Origin of the sequence: Sorangium sp. So ce836 (assembly GCF_028553905.1) — a bacterium.
GTDB classification, from domain to species: Bacteria; Myxococcota_A; Polyangia; order Polyangiales; family Polyangiaceae; genus Sorangium; species Sorangium cellulosum_D.
The window spans coordinates 11,291,638-11,315,406 of record NZ_CP102233.1 but is presented as its reverse complement, the minus strand read 5'-3'; the positions used below and the strand labels follow the sequence as shown (position 1 = coordinate 11,315,406).

Below are 23,769 nucleotides of genomic sequence, written 5' to 3'. Positions count from 1 at the left end.
GACCGGTGCCCAAGAACCAGGTGGAAGGGGAGACCGACAGCGCAAGGCCCGTCCTCATCGCCGCCCTCGCGTCCGGCGCGATGATCGCCCAGCAGGTCGCCGGTCGGGCCACCCGCGACGCCCTCTTCCTCGCCGCCTTCGGCGCCGCCGACGTCCCCAAGGTCATGGCCGCCGGCGCGGCGCTCTCGTTCGCCGCGGTCCTCCTGCTCTCGCGCGCCCTCCTGCAGCTCTCGCCCGCGCGCGTCGTCCCCGCCACCTGCGCCGCGAGCTCCGTCTTCCTCGGCCTGGAGTGGGCCCTCGCCCTGCGCGCGCCCGGCGCCGCCGCCCTGGTCTTCTACCTGCACGTCGCCGTCTTCGGCGCGACCCTCATCTCCGCCTTCTGGTCGCTCGTCAACGAGCGCTTCGACCCCCACACCGCCCGCCACTCCATGGGGCGCATCGCCGGCGGCGGCACGCTCGGCGGCGTCGTCGGCGGCCTGTTCGCCTGGCGCGCCGGCCACCTCGTGGACGCCCCGACCATGCTCCTCGCCCTCGCCGGCCTGAGCGGGCTGGCCGCGTTGGCGACCTACCTCCTCGGCGCCGGCCTTCCGGCCGCGACCGATGCCGGCGCCGCCGGCGCCGCCGCGAGCACCGCCGCCACCGGCGCCGCCGCGAGCACCGCCGCCACCGGCGCCGCCGCGAGCACCGCCGCCACCGGCGCCGCCGCGAGCACCGCCGGCGCCGACGCCGCCGCGAGCACCGCCGCCGCGAGCACCGCCGCCGCGAGCACCGCCGCCGCCGGCACCGCCGCCGCGGGGGCCGCCGCAGCCGGCACCGCCGCCGCCGCCGCCTCAGGCGCCGCCGCCGCCTCCTCGGCCGCCGCCTCCACCGCCGCCAGCCCCTCCGGCCTCCGCGCCCTGCGCGAGAGCCCCCACCTGCGCGACCTCGCCCTGCTCGTCGGGCTCGGCGCCGTCAGCGGCGCGCTCTTCGACGTGGCCCTCAGCGCCGAGGCCGCCCACGCGATGCGCGACCGCAACGAGCTGCTCTCGTTCTTCGCCCTCTTCCACCTCTCGGTCAGCCTGCTCTCGTTCCTCGTGCAGTCGCTCGCCGCCACCTTCTCGCTCGACCGGCTCGGGCTCGCCGCCACCATCGGCATCCTCCCGGCCGCCGTCCTCACGAGCTCCCTCTCCGTCGTGGTCGCGCCGCGCCTCTGGGCCGCCTCCATCGTCCGCGCCACCGAGGCGGTGCTCCGGAACTCGCTGTTCCGGTCGGGCTACGAGCTGCTCTACACGCCCCTGCCCCCGGACCAGAAGCGGTCGATCAAGACCCTCATCGACGTCGGCTTCGACCGCATCGGCACCGCGGCCGGCAGCGGCCTCGCCATGGTCCTGCTCGCGCTCGCGCCGGGCGCGTCGCTGCCGCTCCTCATCGGCCTCGGCACCGCGGCCGCGGGCGTCACCCTGCTCTTCACGCCGCGGCTCCACCGGGGCTACGTCGCCGCGCTCGAGGGCAGCCTGCGCTCCGGCGCCGTCTCGCTCGACCCGGCGAACGTCGTCGACGCGACCACCCGCCGCACCCTGAGCGGCACCGTCGACGCGCTCAGCCGCGACAAGGTGCTCGCCGAGCTCGCCGCCCTCCGGCGGGGGACGGCCGCGCGGGCCGACGCCGGGCGCGCCCACGGCGACGGCGAGCGCATCTCCTACGCCGGCCCGCCGATCTCCGCCCGGCCGCCCGTCTCCGCCCACGCCCCCGGCGACGGGCCGCGCGCCCCGGCGGGCGAGCGCAAGATCGCCGAGGGGCCGCTGTCGGCGCGCTCCGCTTCGGCCGCGCTCTCGTCCGACCCGGTGCTCGCGGCGGTCGCCGACCTCCGCTCGGGCGAGCCCGAGCGCGTCCGCCGGGCGCTCGCCCGGGAGCCCGACCCCGCCCTCGTCCCGCACCTCCTCCCGCTCCTCGAGCGCGACGGGCTCATCTCGGACGCGCTCCGCGCGCTCCGCGCCGTCGCCCCCCGCTCGACCGGCCAGCTCCTCGACGCGCTGCTCGACCCGGCCGTGAGCCTCGCGGTCCGGCGCCGCATCCCGCGCGTGCTCCAGGCCTGCCCCACCCAGCGCGCCGCCGACGGGCTGATGCTCGGCCTCGCCGACGAGCGCTTCGAGGTGCGCTACCAGTGCGGCGTGGCGCTCGCGCGCCTGCTCCAGCAGCGCGCGCCGATCCACCTGCGCCGCGACGACGTGATCGCGGCGGCGATGCGGGAGATCGAGATCGACCGCCGGGTGTGGGACGCCCAGCCCCCGAACGCGTCCCCGCCGGCCGAGGCGCCCCTGGCCGCGCGCCTGCTGGTCGAGCGGACGAGCCGCAGCCTGGAGCACGTCTTCCGTGTGCTCTCGCTCTGCCTTGAGCGCGAGCCGCTCGAGATCGCCTACCGGGCGCTCCACGCCGACGACGCGCACCTCCGCGGGACCGCGCTCGAGTACCTGGAGAACGTGCTGCCGGCGCCCATCCGCGAGAGCCTCTGGCCGTACCTGGGCGCCCGCCCGGCCGCCCCCGCCGAGCCGCTGACCGCCGCCGGGCCCCGCGCCGGCGAGCCGGACCCCGCGGCGCCGGCCGCCGTCGAGCCCCGCCCTGGGGAGCCGCGCGCCGCCGAGCCGCGCGAGCCGCGCGTGCCGCGCCTGCCCGAGGATGCGCTCGACGAGCTGCGCCGGTCTGCCGCCAAGTGGCCGCGGGCGTCGATCTCCGCCGCGCGCCGGCGCAGGGAGCCGCGCACGTAGCGCCGCGCTCCCCTCCGCAGCGGCGCGCCCCCTCGCGCAGCGGCGCGCTCGGCCCCTGGCGGAGGTATCACCGAGCGCCGAGCGGCCCGCCGATCCGGCGAGCGACAAAAAGAAAAAGCGTCGCCGGGGCCCGGGGGGGGAGAGGCCGCACCAGCAACGCTGCCCTATGAATTAGCAGCTCGCATGCCACCGCGAGAAGCTCAAAATTCGCTGCGAAATAGCATAGATGTCCCGGGCGCATTCCCTCGCGTTGCACTCCTGCGATTTCATCCTTGCAGGCGCGCATTGCGTCGGGGGCGGGCCGGCCAGCTCCGTGCTGACGCTCGGAGCTAGTGCAGCGGCTCGCGGCGCCGCGCTCTCTCGTCGAGGTGCTCGGCGATCGTGAGCCGGTCGGCGTCGCTCATGACCACGAAGCGGACGGCGAGCAGGTTGTCGCGGTCCCAGACCGGGCGGGCGCGCAGCCGGATGGGGCGCCCGACCCCGAGGTCGAGCTCGAACGGGGTGACCGCCGGCAGCGCCCGGCCCGCGAGCCCGGGCGTGCGCTCGACGACCATCCCGGTCGGGGAGAGATCGATCGCGCGGCACCGGTGCCTGTGGCCGTCGACGAGCGCCGAGACGGGGAAGTCGACCTGGGCGCGCGCGCCCTGCCTGCGATCCATGCGTTCCTCCTGGGTCCTCGTGAGGCGCCGAGCGTAGGTCGCGCGGCTCGTCCGGGCCAAACATCGGGCGGGCGAGCCCCGCCGGCACCCCGCAGCGCGGCGGCGCGATCCCGCCGCGGGTGCGATATGCTGGCGGGGCGAAAGGAAGGTCGGCGATGCCCACGTGCCGCGAGTGCGACAGCGAGGTCGACGAGCTCAAGACGATCAAGGTCGGAAGCAAAAAGAAGAAGGTCTGTGAGGACTGCGCCGATCGCGCGGCCCAGGAAGGCGCGATCGCCGAGGAGAGCGAGGCGGTGGTGCAGCAGATGATGGGCTTCAAAGGCAGGCGCTGAGCCCGCCCCGGCCCCCGCTCGGCCCGCCGGACGCCCCGAGTTCAGGAGGAAGACGGGAGTTCCCGAAAGGGAGCGAGATCTCCTCCTGAGCCCGATTCATCCTTTTCCGTATCCCTGCCAACCCGTTCAGTTTTCCCGCGAGGCCGGCGGCTTACTTTCCCGTGGCTGGCGGCGGCGGCGCGATGAACAACGGCGCGGCCGTCGCGCGGACGCGCCGGATCTCGTCGTCGAACACCGCTCATTCGTGCCTCTCGGCGATCTCCCGCACAGTCGCCTCGGTCTCGCCGGCGAGAACGCACCGGCGAGCGCGCTCGGATTCCCCGGGAACGGGCGCGGCCGCCGGCCGAACGCGCGGCGCCTCGTCGAATCGCGAATGAGCCGACGCCCACGCGAGGTTGCGAGCGCCGCAATGGAATCTCTCCCCGGAGATCGGATCGGCGAATGACTCCGCTGCGCGAGCGCCGAGGCGCGCTGGGCAAAGCCGCGTCGCCGCGGAAGGAGCGCCCGGCGCGCGTGGCACCGCCGCGCGCGCTCGAGGCGCCGCGGCAGCGGCTCGAAGCGTGAAAGGCGCTGCTCCCATGCGGACGCGATGAGATCGGCGCGACCACCGCGCCGCCCGTCGCTGGCGACAATCGCGGCGCGCTCCGGCGAAGAACACCGCACCAGGGCGGCGTGGACGTCGCCCGCGAGCGCGACAGATGCGGGGAGAGGTAGGCAGAGGTCGTTGGAGTGAATGGATATTTCGGTCGCAATGCATGTTAGCCCACAATTCCACGGGATTTTGACCATGAAAGAGCGGGCGAGCGGGCACATCGCTCTACATTCCTCACATCAGCGGACGAGCTGCGCATTGCAGTTTTGCATCGAATTTTTGCAACCTTGATGTGAAAAGCGGCTGAGGTGTGCGACCTAATTGGCCGATCGTTTGATTTGCGAAAGCATTTCGTCTTGACCCTTTGCTCCAATCCAGGAATAAGTTGTCTCACGAGAGCGCCGGTATCCGCCCCTCTGGTGCTGAATGGTCTGCACCGATGGTTCGCGGCGCGAGGGTCTACAGCGGGAGGCTTCGCTTCTGCCCCCTGTAGCCTTCGGCCGTTACGGTCCTGTTCACCGCAGGGGTTCGACGACGCCGGGGGAGAAAAAGCCATGCATTCGATTTCTCAAGGCTTTGGGTCGCGGTCGTTCGCTGCCGGTAAGTTCATCGCCTCGCTGATGGCGATGTCGATCGTCGGCTCCGGCTGCGCGCCGCTCGACGAGGACGTGACCGCGGAGGACTGGGGCGCGGGGGAGCAGGCCGCCGGCACGACCTTCCTTGTCGGCCCCACGCGCACCTACAAGACCCTCAACGACGTCGTGGGCCAGCTGAAGCCGGGCGACATCGTGGAGGTCGACGGCAACGCGACGTACGCGGGCAATATCCGGATCACGAAGGGGGGCACGCCCACCGCGAAGATCACCATCCGCGGCAAGCGCGTCTCCGGGAAGCGCCCCGTCCTCAAGGGCGGCACCAACACCATCGAGATCAACGCGAACCACGTCGTGCTCGAGGGGTTCGATGTGACCGGCGGCACGACCCGGTGCGTTTTCCACCATGGTCACGACGTGACCATTCGCGACACGGTGGTCCACGACTGTCCTGCGCACGGCATCCTCGGCGCCGACAGCGACTCGGGCTCGCTGACGCTGGAGTACGTCGAGGTCTACAAGTGCGGGAACGGGACGCAGAAGCACCCGATCTACATGGCCACGGACGAGAGCGCGTATCCGGGCGCCGTGTTCCGGATGCAGCACAGCTACGTCCACGACGCAAACGGCGGCAACGCGGTGAAGTCCCGCGCGGAGCGGAACGAGATCTACTATAACTGGATCGAGGGCGGGCTCTACAAGGACCTCGAGCTGATCGGTCCGGACGGGCAGGATCCGGGGCTCGCGCGGGAGGACTCCGATGTGGTCGGCAACGTCTTCCGCAAGACGCACACGCAGTACGTGGTGCGCGTCGGCGGCGACGGCACGGGCGACACGAAGGGGCGGTACCGGTTCGTCAACAACACCTTCCTGCTGATGCAGGGGTCGAACGCGGCGATCCACCTGTTCGATGGGATCGAGAGCATCGAGCTGCACAACAACGTCTTCCACCGCGTCGGCGGCGGCAGCGTCCAGGTCTTCCGCGACGACGCGAAGTGGGCGACCGGCAGCCCGGTGATCAAGGGCGTCAACAACGCGGTGCCCACGGGCACGACCGTGCCTTCCGGCTTCGCGGGGACGCTGATCGTGGCCGATCCGGGCTTCGCGAGCGTCGCCAACCGCGACGTGACGCTGCTGCCGTCGAGCCCGCTCCGCAACGCGGGCGTGAGCCAGACGTCGGGGATCTCGGGGCGCCCGTTCCCGTCGCCGCTGGCGATGCCGCTCTTCCACCCGCCGAAGGGGGTGATCGGGGCCGTCGGCAGCGCGCCGCGGCGGACGGCCGTGGGCGCCGTCGACATCGGGGCCTTCGAGCTCGGCTCGGGGACGACGACGGCGCCGAGCGAGCCGACGCCGACGGAGCCGACGACGCCGACGCCCTCGGAGCCGACGACGCCGAATCCGGCGCCGTCGTGCCCGACGGTGAAGGCTGGCGAGTGGGTGAACACGCCGCTGACGACGCAGTGGGGCACCTTCACGGCGACGTGGGACGTGACGCCGAGCGCGGCGAAGATCGACGGGGTGGTCGGGCTGTCGAGCGGCGCGGCCGATCAGTGGACCGAGCTCGCGGCGATCGTGATCTTCGACGAGCAGGGCAACGTCCGGGTCCGGAACGGATCGAGGTACGAGGCGGCGACGGTGTTCCCGTACTCGGCCGGGACGACGTACACGGTGCGGATGGTGGTCGAGACGGCGTCGCGGCTGTACTCGGTGTACATCCAGCCGAAGAACGGCGCCGAGGTGCGGCTCGCGTACCGGTACGCGTTCAGGACCGAGCAGGCGCAGATCCGGTCGCTCAACAACTGGGCGATGACCCAGACGGTGGGGTCGGCGTCGCTCTCGGCGTGCAACTTCTCGATGAAGTGAGCCCCTCGGGAGGGGGCGGCCGGTGGGATGAGCGCCGGGGCCCCCTCCTCCTCTTGCTTTGCTGAGAGGCCCGCCCCGGGGGGGCGGACCGCGCTACGTCACCGCACGTTGAAGCCGTGGCGCAGGACCGGGAAGACGCCGAGGTAGAGGCTCCCCGTGGTCGCCCCGATGGAGGGCCAGTCCTGATCGGGCCGCATGGCTTCGAACTCGGCGACCTGACCGCGGAGGAAGTGGCGATAGAAGTACACGAAGTTGTGCTCGCCGTTGGAACCGTCGTAATAACCGTGGTTCGAGCTGCCGTGCAGCCCGTGGATCCCGTTGTACGAGCGCAGCACGTTGCGGTTGTACCCCTCGTAGTTATGAATCACCTCGTGGAGGAGCCCGGCGTTCGGGACGCCGATCCCTTCGCCGGTGTAGGTGGTTGGGATCGCGAGGTACCGGTCGTCCCAAGCCCACGCGAGGTTGCTCTCATCATGCACCAACGATCCGTCGGCCCGGTGCTGCGGGATGTAGAGCACGATCATGTCGTAGTCCGAGAGCAGGTGCGCGGTCGGGTTCTCGCTCTGGAAGCGCCCGGTGTCCCACCCATCGTGGTTCGGCTCGTAGATCGGCACGTCCTCGACGGTGGGCAGGACATCGACGGTCCACTTGGCGAGCCCGTACGACAGCGGCTCGAGCCACCTGGCGCTGGTCGCCCTCGCCTGCGTCAAGAGCCTCTCGATGTCGTCCTCGGAGAGCACGCCGACGTTCGACGGGTCCGCTCCACCGAGCGACGCGCGGTAGTTGATGCTCCTCCGGATGGGCAGGATCCCGATGCGCGTGTCCTCCTGGATCCCGAGCGGCGGGTTCGCGGTGACGTCGACGGTCATGGGCGACGCGCCGACGGTCACGCTCTGCTCCCGATAAGAGCCCGTGTAGTCGTAGGGCGGCGACTGGGTGCCGAGCCCGACGCCGATGGTGTAGTTGCCCGGCGGCAGCGAGAGCGTGGTTGGCGTGGAGCGCCCCGTGTAAACGTCGTTCACGTACACCTTGCCGGGCTGCGAGCTCGTTGCCGTCACGGTGACAGGCTGGAGCGCGGGCCGGTTCGGGGTGTCCACGGAGAACGTCCGATCCGCCACGATCCCCTGCCGCACCTCCTGGCCGTTGCACAGGGTCGCGGGGCACGTCGCGTTGACGACGAGCTGGTCGTCGACCCAGACCTCGACGCCGTAGCTCGTCGGTCCGCTGGTGTTGAGGGTCTGGATCCGGAGATCGTTGTCGCCGCTCCCGAACCAGTCGCTCACGTCGATGCGCTGGCCGATGCTCGGATCGGCGCTGTGGAACATCCTCCGCTGCAGGCCGTTCACGTAAAGGACGAGCCGGTCGTCCGCGCTCGAGACGCGCAGCTCCACCTTGGAAGGGCCGGCCGGCGCGCCGCCCACGAAGCGGAGGTTGTCGACCAGGTAATCGGTCGTCGTCTGCGGGACATTCAGGACGATCTTGAACGTCAGATCGCTGTAGGTATTGCTCAGGGCGCTGACGACGCTCGCCGGCAGGCTGAACGAGATCGGGCTGTACGTGCCCGCGGGCAGCCCGGCGAGGTTCACCTGACCCAACCACACGCTGTGCACGCCTTGGGACGGGATGTTCACGACGAGCTGCGCGTTGCCGAAGCCGGGCGACACCGGCGGCTTCAGGTCGAAGGCGATCGTCGAGGTCACGCCCGACACGGTGGTCAGCGGCACGGACTGGAGCTCGACGAAGTTGAAGTTCCGCAGGGCGAGCGCGGAGGTGCCCTCGGAGTGATCGGCGCTCGCGCTCTTCACGGCGCCGGAGGCCGTCCAGTCTGCGGTGCTCTCGAACCCGAGCACCGACGCCGGGTTCACGAGGGCCTGCCCCACCTCATCAACGAACGGCTCGTCCGTGCTGGTCCCCTGTACGCAGGCAGCGAGCGCGAGCGCGCACGAGGTCGTGATCATGAAACGTAAACGTCGCATTCGATGATCTCCTTTGGATCGGCGGAGCGCTGGTGCTGCTCCGCCTCGCGCCGGTCCTGAGCGGCCCGCCTCCGTGAGGCGAGCCGCGCCCGTGGCAGCGCGGCTGGCAGGGCGCTATCGCAACCGGCGTGCCGCCCCGCCGCGCGAGGGGCATTTCCTGCGACGACGGGCGGCGAGACGCGCCGAGCGCGGCGCACGAGCGGCTGCCGCGCCATCGAGCTCGCCCACGGATCCAGCCTGCAGAGGCAAGCCTTGCCGCCCTGGCAAAGTTTGCCAGCGCTGAACAGCAGAGGCACGGCAAGGATTGCCATCCCGCCGCACGCCCGCGCCTCGGACACGCCAGGACGACAGCCGCAGGCATCGCTCGCCCCGCGCCTGCAGACGGACGCTGAGATGAACCGGTTAAGACAACGAGCGCGCGGGCTCTGGGAGGAGGCCGTGACGAGCGCGGCGCCGGGCGGACCCCCGGGAGGGGCCGCCCCGGGGGCTCAGGCGAGGCCGCTGCGCTGGAGCAGGGCGTCGAGGGTGGGCTCGCGGCCGCGGAAGCTCTTGTAGAGATCCATCGGGTCCTGCGTGTCGCCAAGCGCGAGGATCTGGCTCCGGAACGCGTCGCCCACCTTCCGGCTGAACAGGCCCTCCTCCTGGAAGCGGGAGAAGGCGTCGGCGTCCAGCACCTCGGCCCACTTGTACGAGTAGTAGCCGGCGGCGTAGCCCACGGGGCTCGAGAAGAGGTGGGAGAAGCCGGCGATCATCGCGTAGCCCTCGGGCAGCGGGACCGGCGAGTAGCGCGCGAGGACCTCGCGCGCGAACTCGACGACGTCGCCGCGCTCGGGGGTCCAGTCCACGTGGAGCGCGAGGTCGATCTCGGCGAAGCCGAGCTGCCGCATCGTCACGGCGCCGGCGCGGAACGTGCGGGCGGCGCGCATCCGCTGGAGCAGGTCGTCCGGGATCGGCGCGCCCGTCTCGTGGTGGCGCGCGAACAGGTCGAGCGCCTCCCGCTCCCAGCACCAGTTCTCCATGATCTGCGAGGGGAGCTCGACGAAGTCCCAGGCGACGTTGGTGCCGGCGAGGCTCCGGATCGGCACCCGGCTGGAGGCGTGGTGCATCATGTGCCCGAACTCGTGGAACAGCGTCTCGACCTCGCGGTGGTTGAGCAGCGCGGGGCGGCCGCCGACCGGCGGGGTGAAGCTGCCCGCCAGGACCTCGAGGTGCCGCGCGTCCTCGCCGGCCGCGCGCCCGCCGTCGCTCGGCGCGCCCGTGACGAGCCCGTGCATCCAGGCGCCGTCGCGCTTCTGCTCGCGCGGCGTGAAATCGAGGTAGAACGCGGCGCTCTGGGCGCCGTCCGCCTCGAGGAGCCGGTAGGCGCGGACGCTGGGGTGCCACGCGGGCGCGTCCTGCCAGGGCACGATGCGCACGCCGTAAAGGCGGTGGGCGATCTCGAACAGGCCGGAGACGACGCGATCCAGCGGGAAGTACGGGCGGAGCGCCTCGTCGTCGAAGTCGTAGCGGGCGCGGCGCAGCTTCTCGGCGTAGTAGGAGACGTCCCACGGCTCGAGCGGCGGGGCGCCCGGGCCCTCGATCTCGCGGCGGAAGGCGGCGAGCTCCTCCTTTTCGCGGGCGAACACCGGCTCGGTGCGCTCCCGCAGCGTCGCGACGAAGCGGCGCGCCTCGGCGCCCGTCTTGGCCATGCGGTCCTCGAGCACGAGGTCGGCGAAGGTCGCGTAGCCGAGCAGCGCCGCCTTCTCGCGGCGGAGCTCGAGGATGCGGCGGATGAGCGGGCGGTTGTCGTGATCGCCCTCGGTCGCCCGCGTGTTGTAGGCGCGGTAGAAGCGCTCGCGGATCGAGGCGTCGTCGAGGTGCGTGAGCACCGGGATGTAGCTCGGCGCCTGCAGCGTGAAGCGGTAGCCCTTGACGCCCTTGTCCTGGGCGCTCTGGCGGGCGGCCTCGACCGCGCTCGGCGGCAGGCCGGCGAGGCGGGCCGGGTCCTCGACCACGAACTCGAAGGCGTTCGTGGCGTCGAGCACGTTCTGCGAGAAGCGCAGGGTGAGCGTCGCGAGCTCGACGTCGATCTCGGACAGGCGCTTCTTGCCGGGCGGGTCGAGCTCGGCGCCGCTCCGGCGGAAGTCGTCGAGGGTCTTCTTGAAGAAGCGGCGCCGCGGGCCGGTGAGCGACCCGGCCTCGGGCGTGGCCGCGAACGCCTTGAGCGCGCCGTAGACGCCCTCGTTGAGGGCGATGCCGCTGAGGAACTCGCTGACCTCCGGCTGGACGGCGTTGTAGGCGGCGCGCAGCTCGGGCGTGGTGGACGTCGACTCGAGGTGCGAGACGACGTTCATGGCGCGGTCGAGCCGCTCGGTGACGGCCTCGAGCGCGGCGAGGGTGTTGTCGTAGGTGCGAGGGCCGGGCGTCGCGATGAGGGCCTCGAGCCGGGCGCGGGCGTCGGCGAGCAGCGCGCGCACCGCGGGCTCGACGTGCTCGCTCCGGATGCGATCGAACGGGATCTCGAAGCCGAGAGAGAGCAGGGGATTGTCGGTCGCTTCGGTCATGATCGTTCCTGGTTGGGCGTGAGGGGGCCGACGGACGGGGCGCGGCGCCGGCACCCTCGGCCGGTCCGCGCAGCCCTCCCTTGGTAAAGGCGTCCGCGGGGGTTGGCTAGTGCCGGGCGCGCGAAGCCGCCGGGGCGCGGGGCGGCGATCCGGGCGTCGGTGGACGGACGCGGCGGGCGGGGCGTCTGAGGCCGGAGCTCCGGCGGGCGGCGCTAGACGCCCAGCCAGCGCGCGACGATCGTGGCGAGCACGTCGGACGTCCCCGAGTGGATGCTGCCGCCCAGCGCGTCGTCCACGGCGGAGGGGAGGCCGCTCTCCTCGAGGTAGCCGGCGCCGCCGCGGAGCTGGAGATCGTCCAGCGCGGACTGCACGGCCGAGTCCGCCGCGTGCCACTTGGCGAGCGCGGCCTCAGCCTGGCCGCGGTGGCCCTGGTCGAGCTCCCAGGCGGCGCGGTAGACGAGCAGCCTCGAGGTCTCCAGCCGGAGCTTCCTCTGCGCGAGGCGGTGCGCGACGGCCTGGTGGCGCGCGATCGACTGGCCGCCGATCGCGCGCTCCCGGGCGAAGCGGACGGCCTCGCCGAGGGCGCGCTCCATGGCGCCGAGGCGGAAGGCGAGGATCAGCGCGCGCTCGTAGGTCATCGCGATCTGGAAGACGGCGAGGCCGGCGCCGGCGCGGCCGAGGAGCGCGTCGGGGCCGACCTCGCAGCCGGCGAACGAGACGGGCGCGAGCCGCGCGCCGCGGAGGCCGGCGGTCGCGAGCGGGGCGCCCGGGCGGACGCGCGCCGCGCCGTGGGCCGCCGCGTCGGCGGGAGCGCCGGACGCGGTCGCCCCGGCCGCGGCGTCGCGGGGGACGAGCAGCGCCGTGAGGCCGCGCGCCGGCGCGCCGCCGGCGCGGTCGTCGCCGCCGTTGCGCGCGATCGCGAGGTACACGTCGGCCCGGTCGGCCCAGGTCACGTACCGCTTCTCGCCGGTGAGCCGGTAGCCTGCGGCGGTGCGGTCGGCCGTGGCCTCGACCGACGCGACGTCCGAGCCGGCGCCGGCCTCGGTCGCCGCGACCGTGGCCATGCGCTCGCCGGTCGCCATCGGCGGCAGCCACGCGCGCTGCTGCGCGGGCGTGCCCACCCGGGCGAGCAGGAGCGCCACGCCGAAGAGGTGCGCCCCCGCGGCGAGCAGGACGCCGCCGTCGCGCAGCGTCGCGCCGAGGCCCTCGTAGGCGAGCGCCGTCGTGACGAGGTCGAGGCCCTCGCCGCCGAGATCGCGGGCGATCGGCAGGCCGAGGGCGCCGCCGCGGGCGAGGACGCGCATGCGGTCGTCCGGGGCCGCGGCGTCGGCCTCGGCGCCGAGGGCGCGCATGCGGTCGTGGACGGCGCGCTGGGCAGGGGTCCATCCGAAGTCCATCGCTCGTGCGATACCAGAGCGGGCGAGGGGCGGGGAGGACGCGCGGGCGGCGCGCCGTCCACGACCGCCCGCGCGGACCTCAGTAGGGGCGCTCGCCGACGAAGTTGCCGGGAGGGTCGTAGTTGCACACCCAGAGCTGCCACGACCCGCCGCCGAACGGCGAGTCGCCCGAGCAATCGGCGACCCCGCAGCCGAGCCGCACGGAGTCGGCCCAGACCACCTGCGTGTAATGGCCGCAGGTGGAGCTGCACGAATTGCTCGCAAGGTCGTAGTTTGCGGCCTCGTCGACCCACGCCGCGACGACCTCCTCCGGCGAGACCGCGGCGCCGCTCGTGGCATAGAGGTTCTCTCCGTAGCTGCTCTTGCTATGGCCGAACACGCACCCGTCGGCGTAGGCCTGGGCCGCCGCGGCGATCTCGGGCGACCACGTGAGCCTGGGGAGCGGATCGTCGGCGGGCGGATCGACCGTGGCGCGCGCCGTGTTGTGGGCCGCCGTGATCCCGGCCATCTCGCGCGGCTCGCCGGCGGCCTGACCCGCCGTGCCCTCGTCGTCGGACGAGCCGCTGCACGCGGCCGTCAGGGCGAGGAGGAGAGAGAGCCGCGAGGTTCGGGGGAGCCGTGGGCCGAGCGTGGTCACGGGGGCATTGTCCTACGGCTCGGCCTAGCTCTGCAACGGCTATTCGAGGATGGCTATATGTGAACCACGACGTGCCGTATCATGGCGCACCCGAGAGCGCCCCTGGACGGCCGCATCCAGGCGTCCTGCCCGCGGCGAGTCGCACATCAACAGATCACGTCATGCCTTGCTGGCGTGCTGACGGGCCTCGCCCTAAGGTGACGCCGAGAGCCGCAACAATTCCGCAGGATGGGCCTTGTCAGCCGGGTCGGTTCATGAGTTATTGTCGCCCTGCTTCGGCGGCGGCTGTCGCCCGAGCATCAAGGTGAGCGGCCGCCCACGTGGGCTCTCGCCGCCGCCGCGGCGATCCGGCACCGGACGCGCCCCCGACAAAGAACCAAGGAGTTTCCTGATGAACATCCGTCTGACGTGGCGAATCGCGACATTCCCTCTGGCGCTGGCGGCGCTCTCCGTCGTTCCGGTCATGGGGTGTGACAAGGCCGCGGAGCTGCAGAATGACCTCTGCTGTCGCGACTTCACGCCGGGCGCCGATCTCGCCACGGTGCAGTGGGGGCTCGAGGGCGAAGCCGAGCTCAATTATGGTGCCTTCATGCAGTCCGTGTCCGACTTCACCGGGGCCGCGGGCTCCATCGTGGCCGACGTGAGCGGCGCCTGTCAGGCGATCGCGCTGGATCTCGGCGCGGACGCGGCGACGGTCACGGCGACGAAGCCGAGCGAGCGGGCGACGCAGTGGTGCGAGCTCGCCATCGACGCGATCGGGGAGGCGGCGGCCGATCTGTCGTTCTCTTTCCAGCCGCCGAGCTGCACGGTCGACGCGAGCGTGCAGGCGAACTGCGAGGCGAGGTGCAGCGCCAACGTCGAGTGCCAGCTGACGCCGGCGGAGGTCATCGCGCGCTGCGATCCTGGCCAGCTCTCGGGCCGGTGCGAGGGGACGTGCACCGGCACCTGCGAGGGCTCGGCCAACCTGGCCGTCACCTGCGAGGGCACGTGCCGCGGCACCTGCGAGGGCACGTGCGACGGCAACTGCTCCGCGACGACGGCGGGCGGCGACTGCCGCGGGGCGTGCGACGGCACCTGCACGGGCGAGTGCCGCGGATCGTGCGAGATCGCGGCCGACGCGCAGGTGGAGTGCAACGCGGACTGCTCGGGCGAGTGCAGCCTCACGTTCGAGGCGCCGAAGTGCAAGACCAACCTCAAGCCGCCGAAGGCCGAGTGCACGGGGAGCGCGGAGTGCAGCGGCTCCTGCGAGGCGAGCGCGAGCGCGAGGGCGAGCTGCAAGGAGCCCGCGGTCACCGTCACGGGCGGGGAGGGCGCCGAGGCGGTGGTGGCGACGCTCCGGGCGAACCTGCCGCGGCTCCTGGTCGCCGCCCAGGCGCGCGGCCAGCTGCTCCTCGACAGCGCCGAGGCCGTGGTCGCGGCCTCAGGCAACCTCGAGGGCGCGGTCACCGGCAGCGTGAAGGCGGGGGCGTGCATCATCCCGGCCACCAACGCGATCACGCAGGCGGTCGAGAACATCGAGGCGAGCCTCACGGCGAGCACCAAGGTGATGGCCGAGCTCAGGATCGCCCCCGCGGGCGACGAGTGAGCGCGCGCGCGGCGGCGGCGCGGGCCGCTCACCGCGGCCCGCGCCGCCGCGCGCGGAACGCCTCCGGCGTCGCGCCGGTCCAGCGCCGGAACGCCCGGTGGAACGCGCTCGGCTCCGAGTAGCCGAGCAGGTAGGCCACCTCGCCGATCGCCATGTCCGCCTCCAGGAGCGCCGCCGCGCGGCCGCGGCGGACCTCGTCGAGCAGGGCGTGGATCGACGTGCCCTCGTCGCCGAGGCGGCGCTGGAGCGTGCGCGGGCTCATCCGCAGGCGCGCCGCGAGCGCGCCCAGGTCGGCCCCCTCGCGCAGCCGCTCGCCGAGGAGCGCCCGCACGCGGTCGGACAGCGCGGACGGCGCCGCGCCCGGCAGGCTCGCCGCGATGACCTGCAGGTGGCGCTCCAGGAAGGCGGCGAGCGCCTCGTTGGCGTGGGGCAGCGGCCGGGCCAGCGCCTCGACGGGCAGGACCAGCTCGGTCTGCGGCGCCCCGAAGCGCACCGGCGAGCCGAGCCGCCGCGCCTTCTCGGCCGGATCGCCCGCGGGCGCATGGCGAAAGCGCACCGCGACCGCCTGGATCGGGCCGCCGCACATGCGGCCGGCGTTCACGAGCACGTCGAACGCGAACATCTCCGCCACCTGGCCGTGGGCTGGCCGATCGGGCCCGAACGGCGCGAAGGCGACGTGCGCAGCGCCGCCGCGGATCTCCAGGGTGTAGCGCTCGCCCTCGTTCCAGACCTGCTGGTAGCGGAGCATCCGGTGGAACGCCTCGCCGAGGGTGGGGCTGCTCATGGCGAGGAAGCCGAGGGCGTCGAAGTGCTCCGGCTGGAAGCGCCCGGCGAAGTCGAGGCCGAGGTGCGGATCGGCGACGGCCGTCACGGCCGCCTCGACGAGCGCGTAGAAGGCCGCGAGCGGGACGCGGGCGTCGGGATCGGCGAGCGCCGCGGCCGGGAGCCCCGCGGCCTCGAGCAGCGCGGCGCGGTCGGCCCCGCGCTGCGCGGCGTGGTCGGCGAGCTGCGCGGCGGTGCGGGCCCAGATCGTCGGCGCGCGCGCCGGGGCCCGGGCGGGCTTGCGCCGCATGTCAGCCCTTGTGGCGCGCGCTGTCACTGCTCGTCCGCCGAGGGAGCCTCAGGCTTCCTGGCAATCGGAGGCGCATCATGCGAAGGCACGGCATCGAGGAAGGGCGCGGCGGGTTCGTCGAGGGCGCCTGGTACATCATCGCGAACGCGGCGCGCGTGGGCAAGCGGCCGGTCACGGTCGAGCGGTTCGGGACGCGCATCGTGCTGTTCCGGGACGAGCGGGGCGCGCTGGTCGCGGCGCGGGCGCGCTGTCCGCACCGGGGCGCGGACCTCGGCCTGGGGCGCGTCGTGGACGGGGCGATCGAGTGCCCGTACCACGGCTTCCGGTTCGCCTCGGACGGGCGCTGCGTGGCGATCCCGTGCGAGGGGCGCGGGGCGAGCGCGCGCGGCGTGGCCGAGACGCTGGCGCTGACGCGCTACGAGGTGCGCGAGCACCGGGGCTTCGTGTGGCTCTTCTGGGGCGAGCGGCCGGACGAGCTGCCGCCGGTGCCCTGGTTCGAGGGGCTGCCGGCCGACGAGCGGCACGCCCACACGGCGTCGCTGGACTGGGATGTGCCGTTCGCGCGGGCGATGGAGGGGATGCTCGATCTCCATCACGCGCCGTTCGCGCACCGGCCCTGGGTGCCGGGCATGGGCGCGCTGCTGGACCCCTACGACGTGCGGGTGGAGGGCGACGTCATCCACGCGATGGGGGTGCTCCGCCACGACGATGGGGAGCCGTGGGACGGCCGTCGGGGGTGGAAGTTCGAGATGGAGGTGCGCTTCCCGGGGGCGTTGCGGCTCTCGTTCGGGAAGCTGGTGGTGGGGGTGGTGGGGTGCGCGCCGATCGACGCGGGGCGGACGGCGATCGTGGGGCGGTACTACGTGCCGGTCCCGGCGATCGGGCGGCTGCTTGCGCGGCTGGGGCTGCTGATGGAGTTCCGGCTGATCCAGCCGGGGGACGAGCGAATGCTGGCGTCGTCGGAGCCGCGCGACGCGGACCTGGAGGCGTGCCGTTTCGTGCGCGCGGACGCGGGGATCCTCGCGTGGCACAAGATGCGTCGGGCGCGGCTGAAGGCGCAGCGGGAGGGGGAGCCGCGCCGGCTGCCGGTCGAGGCGGGGTGAGGCGCGGCGCGAAGGTGGCGGCGGCGGGCGCGTGGGCGGCGGGCGCGCGGCGTGGCGGGCGCGGCCGCGAGGCGCGTCAGCCGCGCATCGTGGCGAGGGCCTGGACGACGACGCGCAGGTCGTCGACGTCGAGCGGCTTGTCGAGCACGGCGTCGGCGCCCAGGCGGTAGGCCTCGGCGTGGGTCTCCGGGTCTCCGAACGCGGTGATGAGGACCACGGGGGTCGCCCAGTCGTCGCGGCGCAGCCCGGCGAGCAGATCGAGGCCGCTCCTGCCCGGCATGCGGATGTCGCTGACGACGACGTCGGTCGTGGCGCCGCCGCCGGAGACCAGCGCGTCGCCCATCAGCTCGAGGAGGTGGTTGGCGTCGCGCGCCTCCAGCACCTCGTAGCCGTCACGACGGAGGGAGGTGGCGAGCAGCAGCCGCAGCTCCCGGTCGTCCTCGGCGAGGAGAACGCGGACGGGCGTCGCGACGGGGTGGACGCTCGGCAGGGGTTCAAGGGGCACGCTCGGGGACCAGGCACGTTCGCGGAGCTGCACGGGGATCATGGGGTCTCCTTTGACGGGTCCTGAATGCAGGCAGCGTGCCGCGGGCGGCGGCGGACCGACCCGGGTTGAGGTGAGGGCCAGGAACCGACCCAGGTTGAGGCGGCCGGAACCGACCCAGGTTGGGGCGGCCCAACCCAGGTTGGGGCGGGAAGGGCGGACCGACCCGGGTTGAGGTGAGGGCCAGGAACCGACCCAGGTTGGGGCGGTCGGTCGGAACCGACCCAGGTTGGGGCGGTCGGTCGGAACCGACCCAGGTTGGGGCGGTCGGTCGGAACCGACCCAGGTTGGGGCGGTCGGTCGGAACCGACCCAGGTTGGGGCGGTCGGTCGGAACCGACCCAGGTTGGGGCGGTCGGTCGGAACCGACCCAGGTTGGGGCGGTCGGTCGGAACCGACCCAGGTTGGGGCGGTCGGTCGGAACCGACCCAGGTTGGGGCGGTCGGTCGGAACCGACCCAGGTTGGGGCGGTCGGTCGGAACCGACCCAGGTTGGGGCGGTCGGTCGGAACCGACCCAGGTTGGGGCGGTCGGTCGGAACCGACCCAGGTTGGGGCGGTCGGTCGGAACCGACCCAGGTTGGGGCGGTCGGTCGGAACCGACCCAGGTTGGGGCGGTCGGTCGGAACCGACCCAGGTTGAGGTGGCTCCGGAGATGGCTCCGCGCCTCAGCCGCCCTTCGCCGCCCCGGCGGCCGGCTCCCACCGCTCGAGCTTGCGGTGCAGCGTCTTCCGGTCGAGCCCCAGGATCCGGGCCGCCAGCGTCTTGTTCCCGCCCGCCGCCTCCAGCACCCGCAGGATGTACCGGCGCTCCACCTCCTCGAGCGGCACGAGCTCCGACGGATCATCCCCCGCCACGAGCACGTGCGACGGCCGGTGCTCCCGCACCTTCGCCGGCAGATCGTCCACCGTGATCTCCTGGTACCGCGTGAGCGCCACCGCCCGCTCGATGCAGTTCTGGATCTCCCGCACGTTGCCCGGCCACGAGTACGCAAGCAGCCGCTCGGCGGCCGCGGGCGACAGGCCCACCACCTCCTTGCCCGAGCGCGCGGCGAAGTCCTCCAGGAAGCGCTGCGCCAGCAGCAGCACGTCGCTGCCCCGCGCCCGCACCGGCGGCAGCTCCACGTGGAGCACGTTGATCCGGTAATACAGATCCTCCCGGAACCGGCGCTCCTCGACCGCCTCGTCCAGGTCGCGGTTCGTCGCGGCCACGATGCGCGCATCGAACGGCACCTCCGCGTTCCCGCCCACCGGCCGCACCCGGCGCTCCTGCAGGGCGCGGAGCAGCTTCGGCTGCACCGCGAGCGGCAGCTCCCCGATCTCGTCGAGGAGCAGCGTCCCGCCGTTCGCCTCCACGAACAGCCCGGAGCGCGCCGCGCGCGCGTCGGTGAACGCGCCCCGCGCATGCCCGAAGAGCTCGCTCTCGATCAGCGACTCCGGCACCGCCGCGCAGTTGATCGCCACGAACGGCCCCCCCTTGCGGCGGCTCCGCTCGTGCAACGCCCGCGCAACGACCTCCTTGCCCGTCCCGCTCTCGCCCGTGATGAGCACCGTCGCCTCCGCGTCGGCGATGCGCTCGATCAGGTCCTGCACCGTCCGCATCGCCGCGCTCCGGCCGATGAGGTCCGGGAACGCGCCGGGCCCGGCCACCGCGCGGCGCAGCCGCCGCACCTCGGCCTTGAGCGCGTGGTGCGCGATCGCCCGCTCCAGCGCCAGCGCCAGCGCCTCGATGTCGACCGGCTTGGTCACGTAGTCGTACGCCCCCGCGCGGATCGCCTGCACCGCCGTCTCGATGCTGCCGAAGGCGGTGATCACCACCACCGGCAGGTCCGGCCGGATCTCGGCCGCCCGGCGGCAGACCGCGATCCCATCCATGCCACGCATGTTCAGGTCGGTCAGGAGGACGTCGAAGCGCTCGTCCTCCTCGAGGAGCGAGAGCGCCTCCGCGGGTGAGGTCCGTGTGGTCGCCTCGACGCCCCGCGCGCGGAGATCCGCCGCGAGCCACGCGCACATCGCCTCGTCGTCGTCGATGATCAGCGCTCGCCGTCCCATCTCTCCTCGAACGATGACGTAGTACAGCGCCGGGCCTGCGACCAGCCGCCGCTAGGCCGCCGTCCCGGCCAGCCCGCCCTGCCCCGGAGAGGGCGCGCGCTCCTCCCCGGCCGCCGGCGCCTCGCCCCCCGGGCCGCTCGGGGCGAGGTACATCGTGAAGGTCGAGCCCTTGCCGAGCTCGCTCTCCACGTCGAGCCAGCCCCCGTGCTCGCGCACGATGCCGTAGGAGACGCTCAGCCCGAGGCCGGTGCCCTCGCCGACGTCCTTCGTGGTGAAGAACGGCTCGAACACGCGGAGGATGTTCTCGGGCGCGATCCCGTCGCCGCGGTCGATCACCCGGACGGCGACGTGCTCGCCCTCGGCGCCGCCGTGATCGGCCGGCGGGCGGGCGCGCGCGCGCTCGACGCGGACCGTGAGCTCGCCGCCGCGCCTCATCGACTGCATGCCGTTCATCACGAGGTTCGTGAGCACCTGCTGCATCTGCCCGGTGTCCACCTCGGCCTGCGCCCCGGGCGGGGCGAGGTCCGCCTCGTCGAGGCGGAGCGTCACGCCCCGCTTGCGGGCGAGGGGCTCCAAGAGGGCCAGCGTCTGGCGCGCGATCTGCGCCAGATCGGCCGGCGCCTTCTGCGCCACCCGGCGGCGCGCGAAATCGAGCAGCTGCCGGATGATCTTCGTCATCCGATCCGCCTGCTCGGCGATGATGCGCGCGCTGTCCGCCGCCTCCTCCGGCGAGAGGCCGCGGGCGATCATCTTGGCGCGACCGCCCACCACGTTGAGCGGCGTGCCGAGCTCGTGCGCGATGCCCGACGCCAGCTTGCCCACGGTGGTGAGCCGATCGGCGTGCCGGAGCTGCTCCAGCGCGGCGATGCGCGCGGTCGTCTCCCGGGCGGCGCGCTCGCGCGCCTCGGCGAGGTGCTCGCACATCGCGTTGATCTCGCGGGCGATCTGCCCGAGCTCGTCGCGTTGCGACAGGATCAGCGGGCCGCCGAGGTCGCCTTCCCCGATGCGCCGGGTCTTGTCGACCAGCCGCTGCGTCGGGCGCCCGACGAGGAGCTGCCCGAAGGTCATCGCCAGCAGACCGCTCAGCGCCGCGAGGGCGATGATGGTGATCACCGTGTTGACCACGCCCGCCTGGACGTACGACTCCTCCTCCTCGAGCGACTCCGAGATCTCGATCGCGCCGACGCGCGCCGGGTCCACGGCGACCGGCGCGTAGGTGTAAAAGCGCCCGGTCTTGTCGCCCTCGCGCTGCATCCGGAACACCTCGGTGCCCCCGGCGAGATCGGCGATCTCGTCGGCGGGCAGCGCCGGCGCGAAGCGGTCGCCGGGGGGCGCGTCGAGCCAGACCCAGCGGAAGTGCACGCCGTCATTGCGCTCGCTCGCCTCGTCGAGCACGCGGAGCGCCTCGTCGAGCCCGTCGCGCCGCCACCGCTCGGTCACCGCCGCGCGCAGGGCGATGCCGATGAGGTGCTCGTCGCGCCGCATGTCCATCTCGAACAGCGCCCGCTCGCGCCGGACCGAGAGGTAGCCGTAGAGGCTCAGCGCCGCGCACATGACGAGGACGAGGGCCAGGGTGAGCTTGCTGGCGAGCCGCATGGGATCCTGGAGGAGGATGCAGGACGCGTGCGCATTCTCAAGCCGGAGCGTCGCCGCGCGGGTCGTTCCGGGGCCGCCCCGGATCTCCCCGGTGGGGCAAAACTCCCCTGGGCAAGCCCCCGCAGCGCCTCTGTCACGCGCGCTCCACGTCCTCCCACGAGCCGGTCGCCGCGAGCTGCGGCGCCGCCACCGGCGCCGACCAGCGCAGCGGCACCCCGTCGTCCGTCCACACGCCCTCGGCCACGCGGAACCGCAGGAGCCGCTGGGCCCCGGCGAAGGCGGCGAGCTCCGCCCCGTCCCAGAGCACCTCGGCCTCTCCGGTCAGCGACAGCACCCCGCCGGACGCGAAATCCACGAAGAGCAGCCCGGCGTGCGGGTTCAGCGCCAGGTTGCCGAACGTGTTGAACGCAGAATTTCCGGCGAAATCCGGCGAGGTCAGCAGCGTGCGGCCGCCCTCCTCGGTCACGCGCACGAAGCCGGGCTTGCCGCCCCGGTGGGACACGTCGGCCCCCTCGGTCGCGCCGCCCCCGCGCGCGGCCGGCGCGGCGGTCGCGATGAAGAACGTGTCCGCCCGGCGGATCAACGCCGCGGCGCCGGCGGACAGGATCGGCCCTTCCTTCTGCGCCGCCGGAGGCGCGGCGGCCGCGCCGGGCTCTCTCACGAACACCGGCTCTCGCGCCTGGATGTACTGCGGGCAGTTGCCGAAGCTCTGCCCGACCTCGACGACGAAGCCGCCGTCTCCGGCCTCGACGATCGTGCCGTTCATCCGGTTGCGACGGCGGGTCTCGAGCTGGATGCCGAGCAGGCCCACCGGCGCGCCCGCCACGAGGTGCGCGGCGAGCGGATCGCCGGGCAGCGGGCGCGCGTTCACGGCGAGCGTCCGCGGATCCGGCGAGGCGATGAACCCCGGCCGCCCCACGAGGAGCGAGGCCCAGGGCCGGCCCTGCGCGTCGAGGCTCCCGACGAGCAACAACGGCAGCTTCGCGAACAGCTCGCGGTGCTGGTCGGGCATGAAATCCCGGATGACCCTGCGTCCGGCCTTCTCGGCCCGCTCGCGCACGCCGGCCCGCTCCTGCACGGCCATCTCGCCCGGGTGATAGGGCGACCCCTCACCGGGCCATCCGGGCAGGGCGTTCACAGGACCGTCCTTGTCATCGGCATCTGACCGAAGGGGTTCTTGCGCAGGAGCTCGGGCGCCTTCTGGGCGCCGCTCTTCAGATCCACGTCGACGCGCTCGAACGGAAGCCGCAGCAGCGACAGGGACAGCTCCACGCGGTGCGCGTGTCCCGAGAGCGGGTGACGATAAAGACGGATGGGTCTGGCAGGGGTCGTCATCGCGGTGTCCTTGGGGAGGGATGGTGGCGAGAGGCGGCGCGGCCCGCGTGGGCTTCCCCGCCTCGCCAGCCGAAGATGCCCATTCCACCTGCCATGGGTAATACCCATCCTTGACAAGGTACCATTCCAGGAACTGGAATAGTTGGATGGATCGGCTGGACACCATGCGCGTGTTCGTCGCCGTCGCCGAGGAGGAGGGCTTCGCGCCCGCGGCGCGGCGGCTGTCCATGTCGCCGCCGGCGGTGACGCGGGCCATCTCCGCGCTGGAGGAGCGGATCGGCACGCGGCTCCTGCACCGCACCACGCGCATCGTCCGCCTGACCGAGGCGGGCGCCCGGTTCCTCGCCGACTGCAAGCGGATCCTCGCGGAGATCGAGGAGGCCGAGGCGTCGGCGGCCGGGTCTCACGCGGCGCTGCGGGGACAGCTCGGCGTGACGGCGCCGGTCCTGTTCGGGCGGATGTTCGTCGCGCCGATCCTGTTCGATTTCCTGGCGCGCCATCCGCGCGTGTCGGCGCGGACGCTGCTCCTCGATCGGGTCGTGGACATGCTCGACGAGGGGATCGACGTCGCCGTCCGGATTGCCCATCTGCGGGATTCGTCGCTGACCGCGATCCGCGTCGGCTCGGTGCGGCGGGTGGTCTGCGCGTCGCCGGGCTACCTCGCCGCGCGCGGCGCGCCCGCGACGCCGGCCGACCTGGCGCAGCTCGACACCATCTCGTTCTCGCAGACGGGCTCACCCGAGGAGTGGTCGTTCGGGTCGGGCGCGCGGGTCGAGAAGGTCCTCCCGCCGTCCCAGCTCCTCGTCAACACGGCCGACGTGGCCATCGCGGCGGCCGCTGCCGGACGGGGGCTCGCGCGCGTGCTCTCGTACCAGATCGGCCCGGAGCTGCGCGACGGGCGCCTCGCGATCGTGCTCCCGGCGTTCGAGCCGCCGCCGGTCCCGATCCACGTCGTCCACTACGAGGGCCGCCGCGCGGCGGCGAGGGTGCGGGCCTTCGTCGATTTCCTGGTCGAGCGGCTGAGGGCCGAGGCGTGGCTACGCTGATCGCGGCCTGCGCCCCCGCTCATTTCCCGTCGAGCACCAGGCACGTCGTGGCCGCGCGCGCGTAGCGCTCGCCGTCCTCCTTGCCGACCAGCCGCATTCCGCCG

The 23,769-nt window shown here is 73.2% G+C and carries 16 protein-coding genes and 1 pseudogene; 6 read left to right on the top strand and 11 right to left on the bottom strand.

Going from position 1 to position 23,769, the window contains the following annotated elements; genetic code table 11:
* The first annotated feature begins 5 nt into the window (after positions 1–5).
* Positions 6–2,744: a hypothetical protein gene (locus NQZ70_RS41285; protein WP_207217614.1), complete on the top strand. Its 2,739-nt coding sequence runs from the start codon at positions 6–8 to the stop codon at positions 2,742–2,744.
* Positions 2,745–3,073: 329 nt separating this feature from the next.
* On the opposite strand, the gene NQZ70_RS41280 is transcribed toward NQZ70_RS41285, so the two are convergent.
* Positions 3,074–3,403 (bottom strand): PilZ domain-containing protein, encoded by a 330-nt coding sequence (locus NQZ70_RS41280; RefSeq protein ID WP_020740063.1) that lies wholly within the window; start codon positions 3,401–3,403, stop codon positions 3,074–3,076.
* Between the two features lie 155 nt (positions 3,404–3,558).
* Here NQZ70_RS41280 and NQZ70_RS41275 point away from each other — a divergent pair, with 155 nt between their 5' ends.
* Both NQZ70_RS41275 and NQZ70_RS41270 read left to right on the top strand, forming a co-directional pair.
* Positions 3,559–3,735 (top strand): hypothetical protein, encoded by a 177-nt coding sequence (locus NQZ70_RS41275; protein ID WP_159397796.1) that lies wholly within the window; start codon positions 3,559–3,561, stop codon positions 3,733–3,735.
* Between the two features lie 1,146 nt (positions 3,736–4,881).
* Entirely contained in the window at positions 4,882–6,783 is a 1,902-nt protein-coding gene (locus NQZ70_RS41270; protein WP_129579120.1) for a hypothetical protein, read from the top strand.
* 98 nt (positions 6,784–6,881) lie between these two features.
* Here the strand turns inward: NQZ70_RS41270 and NQZ70_RS41265 are convergent, their stop codons facing one another.
* From NQZ70_RS41265 to NQZ70_RS41250, 4 genes are all read right to left on the bottom strand, one after another.
* Complete coding sequence (locus NQZ70_RS41265) at positions 6,882–8,759, bottom strand: PEGA domain-containing protein (protein WP_129579119.1); 1,878 nt, start codon at positions 8,757–8,759, stop codon at positions 6,882–6,884.
* A 488-nt stretch (positions 8,760–9,247) separates the two neighbouring features.
* A complete protein-coding gene (locus NQZ70_RS41260) occupies positions 9,248–11,302 on the bottom strand; it encodes a M3 family metallopeptidase (protein WP_129579118.1) in 2,055 nt (684 codons plus the stop codon).
* Positions 11,303–11,514: 212 nt separating this feature from the next.
* Entirely contained in the window at positions 11,515–12,699 is a 1,185-nt protein-coding gene (locus tag NQZ70_RS41255; protein WP_129579117.1) for an acyl-CoA dehydrogenase family protein, read from the bottom strand.
* A gap of 79 nt (positions 12,700–12,778) precedes the next feature.
* Positions 12,779–13,336, bottom strand: a complete 558-nt coding sequence (locus tag NQZ70_RS41250) for a CAP domain-containing protein (protein WP_129579116.1) — start codon at positions 13,334–13,336, stop codon at positions 12,779–12,781.
* 391 nt (positions 13,337–13,727) lie between these two features.
* Here NQZ70_RS41250 and NQZ70_RS41245 point away from each other — a divergent pair, with 391 nt between their 5' ends.
* Positions 13,728–14,921 (top strand): hypothetical protein, encoded by a 1,194-nt coding sequence (locus NQZ70_RS41245; RefSeq protein ID WP_129579115.1) that lies wholly within the window; start codon positions 13,728–13,730, stop codon positions 14,919–14,921.
* 28 nt (positions 14,922–14,949) lie between these two features.
* On the opposite strand, the gene NQZ70_RS41240 is transcribed toward NQZ70_RS41245, so the two are convergent.
* Complete coding sequence (locus NQZ70_RS41240) at positions 14,950–15,993, bottom strand: AraC family transcriptional regulator (protein WP_129579114.1); 1,044 nt, start codon at positions 15,991–15,993, stop codon at positions 14,950–14,952.
* Positions 15,994–16,070: 77 nt separating this feature from the next.
* On the opposite strand from NQZ70_RS41240, the gene NQZ70_RS41235 reads away from it, so the two are divergent.
* Complete coding sequence (locus NQZ70_RS41235; protein ID WP_129579113.1) at positions 16,071–17,096, top strand: aromatic ring-hydroxylating dioxygenase subunit alpha; 1,026 nt, start codon at positions 16,071–16,073, stop codon at positions 17,094–17,096.
* A 76-nt stretch (positions 17,097–17,172) separates the two neighbouring features.
* Here the strand turns inward: NQZ70_RS41235 and NQZ70_RS41230 are convergent, their stop codons facing one another.
* From NQZ70_RS41230 to NQZ70_RS41210, 5 genes and pseudogenes are all read right to left on the bottom strand, one after another.
* The gene (locus tag NQZ70_RS41230; protein ID WP_129579112.1) at positions 17,173–17,643 is read right to left on the bottom strand and encodes a response regulator; all 471 of its coding nucleotides are present in this window, start codon (positions 17,641–17,643) and stop codon (positions 17,173–17,175) included.
* A gap of 662 nt (positions 17,644–18,305) precedes the next feature.
* Positions 18,306–19,688 carry a sigma-54 dependent transcriptional regulator gene (locus NQZ70_RS41225; RefSeq protein WP_129579111.1) on the bottom strand — a complete coding sequence of 461 codons (1,383 nt, stop codon included), beginning with the start codon at positions 19,686–19,688 and terminating at the stop codon, positions 18,306–18,308.
* A 51-nt stretch (positions 19,689–19,739) separates the two neighbouring features.
* Positions 19,740–21,284: a sensor histidine kinase gene (locus NQZ70_RS41220; protein WP_129579110.1), complete on the bottom strand. Its 1,545-nt coding sequence runs from the start codon at positions 21,282–21,284 to the stop codon at positions 19,740–19,742.
* 133 nt (positions 21,285–21,417) lie between these two features.
* Positions 21,418–22,422, bottom strand: coding sequence for a pyridoxamine 5'-phosphate oxidase family protein (locus tag NQZ70_RS41215; RefSeq protein WP_129579109.1), 1,005 nt, complete (start codon positions 22,420–22,422; stop codon positions 21,418–21,420).
* Positions 22,423–22,436: 14 nt separating this feature from the next.
* Positions 22,437–22,619 (bottom strand): annotated as a pseudogene (locus NQZ70_RS41210) (glutathione S-transferase N-terminal domain-containing protein); the annotation flags it as partial.
* A gap of 146 nt (positions 22,620–22,765) precedes the next feature.
* Here NQZ70_RS41210 and NQZ70_RS41205 point away from each other — a divergent pair.
* Positions 22,766–23,665: a LysR family transcriptional regulator gene (locus NQZ70_RS41205; protein ID WP_129579107.1), complete on the top strand. Its 900-nt coding sequence runs from the start codon at positions 22,766–22,768 to the stop codon at positions 23,663–23,665.
* The last annotated feature ends 104 nt before the right edge of the window (positions 23,666–23,769 follow it).

Coding starts and splice junctions, on each gene's coding strand:
- NQZ70_RS41240 (WP_129579114.1), bottom strand. CDS start 15,993: ATGCGGCGCAAGCCCGCCCGGGCCCCGGCGCGCGCGCCGACGATCTGG.
- NQZ70_RS41255 (WP_129579117.1), bottom strand. CDS start 12,699: ATGGACTTCGGATGGACCCCTGCCCAGCGCGCCGTCCACGACCGCATG.
- NQZ70_RS41225 (WP_129579111.1), bottom strand. CDS start 19,688: ATGGGACGGCGAGCGCTGATCATCGACGACGACGAGGCGATGTGCGCG.
- NQZ70_RS41265 (WP_129579119.1), bottom strand. CDS start 8,759: ATGCGACGTTTACGTTTCATGATCACGACCTCGTGCGCGCTCGCGCTC.
- NQZ70_RS41270 (WP_129579120.1), top strand. CDS start 4,882: ATGCATTCGATTTCTCAAGGCTTTGGGTCGCGGTCGTTCGCTGCCGGT.
- NQZ70_RS41230 (WP_129579112.1), bottom strand. CDS start 17,643: ATGATCCCCGTGCAGCTCCGCGAACGTGCCTGGTCCCCGAGCGTGCCC.
- NQZ70_RS41205 (WP_129579107.1), top strand. CDS start 22,766: ATGGATCGGCTGGACACCATGCGCGTGTTCGTCGCCGTCGCCGAGGAG.
- NQZ70_RS41235 (WP_129579113.1), top strand. CDS start 16,071: ATGCGAAGGCACGGCATCGAGGAAGGGCGCGGCGGGTTCGTCGAGGGC.
- NQZ70_RS41275 (WP_159397796.1), top strand. CDS start 3,559: ATGCCCACGTGCCGCGAGTGCGACAGCGAGGTCGACGAGCTCAAGACG.
- NQZ70_RS41220 (WP_129579110.1), bottom strand. CDS start 21,284: ATGCGGCTCGCCAGCAAGCTCACCCTGGCCCTCGTCCTCGTCATGTGC.
- NQZ70_RS41280 (WP_020740063.1), bottom strand. CDS start 3,403: ATGGATCGCAGGCAGGGCGCGCGCGCCCAGGTCGACTTCCCCGTCTCG.
- NQZ70_RS41260 (WP_129579118.1), bottom strand. CDS start 11,302: ATGACCGAAGCGACCGACAATCCCCTGCTCTCTCTCGGCTTCGAGATC.
- NQZ70_RS41245 (WP_129579115.1), top strand. CDS start 13,728: ATGAACATCCGTCTGACGTGGCGAATCGCGACATTCCCTCTGGCGCTG.